The organism is Pseudescherichia sp., assembly GCF_031987975.1.
In the GTDB taxonomy this organism is placed as follows: domain Bacteria; phylum Pseudomonadota; class Gammaproteobacteria; order Enterobacterales; family Enterobacteriaceae; genus Pseudescherichia.
The window spans coordinates 33,425-34,729 of the sequence record NZ_DALZYX010000017.1 but is presented as its reverse complement, the minus strand read 5'-3'; the positions used below and the strand labels follow the sequence as shown (position 1 = coordinate 34,729).

Genomic DNA, 1,305 nt, shown 5'->3' with positions numbered 1-1,305 from the left:
TACTACCCCTTCGGCGGCACGGCGGTGTGGACCGCACGCAACGAGGTGGAGGCCGACTACAAGACCGTGCGCTACTCGGGCAAGGAGCGGGACTGTACCGGGCTGTACTACTACGGTCACCGCTACTACGCCCCGTGGCTCTGCCGCTGGGTGAGCGCCGACCCGGCTGGCGAGGTGGACGGGCTGAATCTTTTTCGGATGATCAGAAATAACCCAGTAACTAGCTATGATATTACCGGTTTTATAACCCACAAAGAACTTGAGCAGCGTGGGATCACCGCGGGGATCGATATCGGAAAAAGGCTGCAACAGGCCAGTATAAATTCAGCATCGACAATTCCCGCTCAGATAGCTGAAATCAAAAGTATGATATTTGAATTCTCCCGGATTTTAACAGATTACAAATTACCCAAACAGAAAACTGGACAGGTGCTAAAAGCCTATACTTCTGCCACAAGTGGAAATAAAAATGACTATGCAAAACAGTACCGTAGCGCAAATCCCGATCAGGATGAGTTGATATCAACCCAGACTGTTTACTCTATTTTCTCTGGCATTAGCGAGCATTTTAAAACAGCAGGAATAACTATGACGTCCGATCAAGAATCCCTTGTTCAGGCGGCCTTCGAATTTATCTCTTTAATACGGTTACCTACAAAGGGGAGCGGTTACAATCTTCCGGGGGAAGTGATGCAGCATCCTACATCGCCAAAAACGCTCATGTTTGGCAGTAGTGGACAGAACCATGGTAAAGCTGATTTAGACAGAAGACATGAGGCCATATTAGAGCTGGAAAAAAATCTATCGACAGCAGCGCCCGCAGCAGTCATGAAGCCTCTCCTGGATATGGCCGAGCATATGGCTAAATACACATTACAGGAATTCACAGGGCCAGCAACTGCAAAGCATATGGTTACCCTTCCGCACATAAATACAGCTGAGAAGGATGAGCAGACGCGTGGACGAGATGCAATGAAACATCTTTCAGCCATTCGTCAGGGGCAAAAAAATAGACGTTTTAACCCTATAGCTGTACAAGGGACAGTAGACGCGACATGGAGTCGCCGGAAGCTTCCACCGAATGCAGGGAATCACCGAAGCTTTAGTCCATCCAGATTTGCTTGATTATACGATCAGGATGAAAAAACCCCGCTAGAAAGCGGGGTTTCTAAATGTGGTCGGCGAGAGAGGATGACTCGCCACTGCGTGGCTCGCCCTGCGGGCCGTTGCTGAAGCAACGTTCCCTCACTTCGTTCGGGTCGAACCTCCTGCCCCGGAGGTTCTTATCCTCTGTGAAATTTAGGC

General features: G+C 49.4%; 1 protein-coding gene and 1 other RNA gene. One reads left to right on the top strand and one right to left on the bottom strand.

Annotated features, from left to right (window positions below; genetic code table 11):
* Positions 1–1,125, top strand: a 1,125-nt coding sequence (locus RTN40_RS20190; RefSeq protein ID WP_312229928.1) for an RHS repeat-associated core domain-containing protein, incomplete at its 5' end; no start/stop codon positions are given.
* A gap of 50 nt (positions 1,126–1,175) precedes the next feature.
* Here the strand turns inward: RTN40_RS20190 and RTN40_RS20185 are convergent.
* A non-coding RNA gene (locus RTN40_RS20185) (RtT sRNA) lies at positions 1,176–1,305 on the bottom strand.